At 73.2% G+C, this 4,978-nt stretch carries 6 protein-coding genes; 4 read left to right on the top strand and 2 right to left on the bottom strand.

The genetic code is table 11. From position 1 onward, the window contains the following. Positions 1 to 2: 2 nt before the first annotated feature. The gene (locus tag ACWDX9_RS59980) at positions 3 to 368 is read right to left on the bottom strand and encodes a hypothetical protein (RefSeq protein ID WP_449972790.1); all 366 of its coding nucleotides are present in this window, start codon (positions 366 to 368) and stop codon (positions 3 to 5) included. Between the two features lie 101 nt (positions 369 to 469). Between ACWDX9_RS59980 and ACWDX9_RS59975 the strand changes: the two genes are divergently transcribed. The 3 genes from ACWDX9_RS59975 to ACWDX9_RS59965 are packed head-to-tail and all read left to right on the top strand — an operon-like array spanning position 470 to position 2,791. Then, positions 470 to 1,087 carry a DedA family protein gene (locus tag ACWDX9_RS59975; protein WP_449972787.1) on the top strand — a complete coding sequence of 206 codons (618 nt, stop codon included), beginning with the start codon at positions 470 to 472 and terminating at the stop codon, positions 1,085 to 1,087. Further along, positions 1,071 to 2,156, top strand: coding sequence for a sensor histidine kinase (locus ACWDX9_RS59970; protein WP_449972785.1), 1,086 nt, complete (start codon positions 1,071 to 1,073; stop codon positions 2,154 to 2,156). Before ACWDX9_RS59975 ends, ACWDX9_RS59970 begins: the two co-directional genes overlap by 17 nt. Next, the gene (locus tag ACWDX9_RS59965) at positions 2,147 to 2,791 is read left to right on the top strand and encodes a response regulator transcription factor (protein WP_364248356.1); all 645 of its coding nucleotides are present in this window, start codon (positions 2,147 to 2,149) and stop codon (positions 2,789 to 2,791) included. Before ACWDX9_RS59970 ends, ACWDX9_RS59965 begins: the two co-directional genes overlap by 10 nt. A 41-nt stretch (positions 2,792 to 2,832) precedes the next feature. Here the strand turns inward: ACWDX9_RS59965 and ACWDX9_RS59960 are convergent, their stop codons facing one another. Further along, positions 2,833 to 4,341: an FAD-dependent monooxygenase gene (locus tag ACWDX9_RS59960; protein ID WP_449972782.1), complete on the bottom strand. Its 1,509-nt coding sequence runs from the start codon at positions 4,339 to 4,341 to the stop codon at positions 2,833 to 2,835. Between the two features lie 124 nt (positions 4,342 to 4,465). Between ACWDX9_RS59960 and ACWDX9_RS59955 the strand changes: the two genes are divergently transcribed. Then, on the top strand, positions 4,466 to 4,978 hold a 513-nt coding region (locus ACWDX9_RS59955), incomplete at its 3' end, for an AfsR/SARP family transcriptional regulator (RefSeq protein ID WP_449972779.1).

The following is a 4,978-nucleotide window of genomic DNA, read 5'->3' as shown; positions in this document are numbered from 1 at the left end:
GCTCAACATCGACGGCACGGATCGCGGCGTCTGCGCGATCGGCGCCACGCTCCGCAACGGGAACGGACCCCCGGCAGGATGCGGCCCCGGGTGACCAGCTGGAGGGCCACCAGCGCGGCCGCCCCCCAGAAGCGCGTCGCCGGGTGGGCCCGCGGGTCCATGCGCGCCCTGGCCAGCCCCGCCACCGCCTCCCCGACCGGGACGAGGGTGGCCGCGACCTCGCGCGTGCGCATCGTGCCGTCGTGCTCCTCGGCCACCGTCACCGCGGACGGCCCGTCCGGGTCGAGGAAGGTGACATGACCGGACCTGGGTGGGTCGCCGGGTTGGAACACTGCCGCGTGCTGGGCCAGATCCGTCGGGAAGCTCACGACCGTACAGTGTACGGTACGTAGGGGTGTGGTTTACCGCACCCCGCGATCAGAAGTCCGCCTCATTCCGGGCATATCCGATCATCCCTAGGCTTGGGCCCATGACTGATTGGCTGGTTGGACTGATGGAGACCCTCGGCGCGCCCGGGGCCGGGCTCGCGATCGCGCTGGAGAACCTCTTCCCTCCCCTGCCCAGCGAGGTGATCCTGCCGCTGTCGGGCTTCACCGCGTCCAGAGGCGAGATGGACCTGCTGGACGTGCTGGTGTGGACGACGCTCGGCTCCGTGGTCGGGGCGCTGGCGCTGTACTGGGTGGGGGCGCTGCTGGGCCGCGAGCGCACGCTCGCCATCGCCGCCAAGCTGCCGCTGGTCAAGACGTCCGACATCGAGAAGACCGAGGCGTGGTTCCTCAGGCACGGCCGCAAGACGGTGTTCTTCGGGCGGATGATCCCCATCTTCCGCAGCCTCATCTCCGTGCCGGCGGGCGTCGAGCGGATGCCGCTGGTGCCGTTCACGCTCCTGACGGCTACCGGCAGCCTGATCTGGAACACCATCTTCGTGATGGCCGGCTACCTGCTGGGCGAGAACTGGTCGCTGGTGGAGGCCTACGTCGGCATCGGCTCCAGGGTGGTGCTCGCGCTGGTGGTGCTGGCGCTCGTGGTGTTCGTCGGGGTGCGGCTGGCCGAGCGGCGCAAGGGCAGGCATGCGAGTCGCCGCTGAGGGGCTGCGGCTGCTGGGCGCGGTGACGCTGGGCGCCGTCACCGCGCTGGCCGAGCTGGTCTTCCTGCTGCTGGCGCTGCCGCTGCTGGGCAATCCGAACGTCACCGCCGCGGCCCGCCGGCTGGCCCGCCTCGAGGCGCGCCGCCTGCGCCTGGACCCCGACGCCCTCCAGGACGGCAGGCCCGTGCCCTACCTGGCCGCCCGCGTCCCGGTCGGGGTGCTGGGCGGGCTGGTGATCACGCTGCTCGTGTACGGGGCCCGCACCTACGCCCTCCTCCTCACCGCCTGGGCGCGCGGCGAGCGGTTCGACGGAATGGCGCCCTCGCTCCCGCTGGTCGCCTACCTCCTGGTCGGCGGGATCGTCCTGCTGTTCCTCGCCCTGTCGGGCGTGGTGGGCGTGCACGCGCTGGAACGCCGGCTGGCGGTGCGCATGCTCGCCCCCGACCCGACCCGGGCCCTCGAACGCAGGATCGCCGAACTGGCCGAGAGCCGCGCCGGCATCGTGACCGCCGTGGACTCCGAACGCCGCCGGATCGAACGCGACCTGCACGACGGGCTGCAGCAGCGGCTGGTGGCGCTGTCGATGCTGGTCGGACGGGCCAGGCGGGGCCGGCCGGAGCTGCTGGAGCAGGCGCACCAGGAGGCGCAGCAGGCGCTGGCCGAGCTGCGCGAGGTGGCCTGGCGGGTCTACCCCAGCGGCCTGGACACGCTGGGCCTGGGCGAGGCGCTGGCGGGGGTGGCCGAACGGTCGAGCGTTCCGGTCAGGGTAGCCTGCGACCTGCGGCGTCGGCCGCCGATGGCGGTGGAGACGGCGGCGTACTTCGTGGTGTGCGAGGCCGTCACCAACGCCGCCAAGCACGCCGGCGCCACGCTCATCACGGTCGAGGTGCACGAGGAGGACGCCGCGGTGCTCGTACGGGTGCGAGACGACGGCGCGGGCGGCGCCCAGGCGGCGGGCGGCGGCCTGTCGGGCCTGGCCAGACGGGTGGCGGCGCTGGACGGCGGCTTCGAGGTGAGCAGCCCGATCGGCGGGCCGACCACGATCACGGCGGTGCTGCCGTGCGGGTGATCCTGGCCGAGGACTCCACGCTGCTGCGCGAGGGCCTGGTGCGGCTGCTGCTGGAGGAGGGCCACGAGGTGCCGGCCGCGGTCAGCGACGGCGACGCGCTGGTCACCGCGGTGGCCGAACACCGGCCGGACATCGTGGTCGTGGACGTCCGCATGCCGCCGACCCACACCGACGAGGGCCTGCGGGCGGCGCTGGAGATCAGGCGGCGCTGGCCCGCCGTGAAGGTGCTGGTCCTGTCGCAGTACGTGGAGAAGCGGTACGCCACCGAGCTGATGAGCGCGGACGTCGAGGGCGTCGGCTACCTGCTCAAGGACCGGGTGGCGCAGGTCGGCGACTTCCTGGACGCGCTGGAGCGGGTGGGCGCGGGCGGGGCGGCCTTCGACCCGGAGGTGGTGCGTCAGCTGCTGGCCCGTACGACGCAGGTGGACCCCCTGGCCCGGCTGACGGCCCGGGAGCGGGAGGTGCTGGAACGGATGGCGCAGGGGCTGACCAACGCCTCGATCGCCCAGGCGCTGCACGTGTCGCAGAGCGCGGTGGAGAAGCACGTGAACTCGCTGTTCGACAAGCTCCAGCTGTCGCACACGACCGGCTACAGCCGCCGGGTCCTGGCCGTGCTGCACTTCCTGGAGTCCTGACCTGCTGTTTCCGCCCGCCTGCCGCTCATCTACGCCGCCAGTCACATTGCCGGACTACCGAACCAATGGCCGGCGGCCCGCTCGAACGCTTCACGATCAGGGGCCCGATCACCTGCCCAGGCGACCACGCCGTCAGGCCGGACGAGCACGGCACCCAGTCCGAGGTCGTCTCTCGCCGGCCCGGCCGCATACCGCATCCGGCTCTCCCACCCCATCGCCGAACCATGCAGGTGTCGGCCGACGCTGAAATCGAGCGCGACGCCTCGTCCGTCCTGCATCAGGTCGCCGAGGCGGGTGCCGTCCTCAAGGCGGAAGTCCGGGGCGTCGCGGCCGACCAGCGGGTGCTCGCCGCCGAGGTCGTGGCGGATCGACGATCCCGAGATCCTGTCGAACACGTAGGTCGTTCCGTCACGGGTCCCGAGCAGGTCGCGCATCAGCCCTTGGACCGCCTGGGCATGCGGGTCCGGCCTCATGACCGCCGTCTGGGCGCGCGTCCAGTCGAGCACCCGGGCGCCGATCGGGTGGCGCTCACGGGTGTAGGTGTCGATCAGCCCGTCCGGCGCGTGCCCGTGCACGGTCGCCGCGAGCTTCCAGCCCAGGTTCATGGCGTCGCCGAGGCCGAGATTGAGGCCCTGCGCCCCGAGGGGAGAGTGGATGTGCGCGGCGTCGCCCGCCAGCAGGACGCGTCCCTGCCGGTAGGTCGTCGTCTGTATCGCCCGATCGGTGAAGCTCGAAGCGAGATGGACGTCGTTCAGCGTGACGTCGGTGCCGGACACACGGCGCAGAACCGCCTGGAGGTGTTCGCGGGTCGGCCGCCGCGAGCGATCGAACGCCCCGCCGTCGAACTCCAGCATGCCGACGTACCCTTCCGCGGGCGTGCGCAGGTACATGCCCGTCGGCGTCAGATTGAACCCGGGGCGCAGCTTCCCGGAATCGACGATGCCGGCGAGCACGACGTAGCCGGTGAACTGCGGCTCGGTGCCGGCGAAGCCGAAGCCCGCGAGCCCGCGCACCGCGCTGCGCCCGCCGTCGCAGCCGACGACCCAGCGCGCCGCGTACTCGTGCTCGCCGCCCCGCGCGACCGCGAGCTCGTCGTCCTGCGCGATGGCCGAGACCTCGACGCCGCGCCTGATCTCCACGCCGAGCGCGGATGCCCGCTCGGACAGCACCGTCTCGACCGCTTCGAGGCTCGTCAGCACGCCCTCCGTCGCCGGGCTGGGAAGCCGGAAGGGCAGGGCGGCGACGTCGACCTTGGCCGGATCGAGCATCATGCCGGCGAAGTGGCCCGCGCCACGAGGGGGCCCCGGCTCGTCCGCGCCGGGATAGTCGTCGACGCCCGACACCTTCAGCAGCGGGTCCAGCATCCCGCGGCGGTAGAACGCCTCGACCGACGTGGCGGACAGGCCCCGCATCCCGAGCGGGTCCGCCTTCCACGGGGAGCGCGGCTCCGGCTCCCGCTCCAGCACCAGGACAGAGCAGCCCGCCAGGCCAAGCTCGCAGGCGAGGAAAAGACCGACCGGGCCGGCGCCCACGATCACTACATCATGCACGAGAACTCCCTTCACCAGCCTCTTCTCCGAGGCAGGTGAAGACTGACGCGGGCCGCTCACACGGGGCACACACGGCGCTGACACGGATTTGGGGACTCGAGGGTGCGTGCGCGAGGATCGAGCGATGGGCGGGGATGCGCGGCTTCGCGTCACGCTGCTCGGCGCCTTTCAGGCGTCTCGCGGTGACGCCGCCCTGCCCGTCCAGGGCGCGCGGTTGCAGGGCCTGCTCGTACGGCTGGCGCTCGCCGGCGGGCGCGCGGTCGAGCCGGGCGTGCTGGTCGACGCGATCTGGGCCGAGGACCCGCCGGCCGGCCCCGCCCACGCCCTTCAGGCCCTCGTCTCGCGGCTGCGCCGGATTCTCGGCTCGGCAGGAGACGTCGCGCAGGTCGCGGGCGGCTACCGGCTGGAGGTGGACGCGGCCGACGTGGACGCGCTGCGGTTCGAGCAGCTCACCGCGGCCGGCCGGGACCGCCTGCGCGCCGGCGACCCGCATGCCGCGGCGGCCATGCTCGGCGAGGCGATGGCGCTGTGGGGCGACCGTCCCGGCGTCGAGCCCGCGGCCGTCGCCGCGGTGGCGGCCGCCGCAGCGACCCGGCTGGCCCACGTCTCGGTCGAGGCCGTCGCCGACCTCGCCGAC

The organism is Nonomuraea sp. NPDC003201, assembly GCF_053590415.1.
Note: the sequence above shows the minus strand (reverse complement) of the source record. Positions and strands in the feature narration are given on the sequence as shown.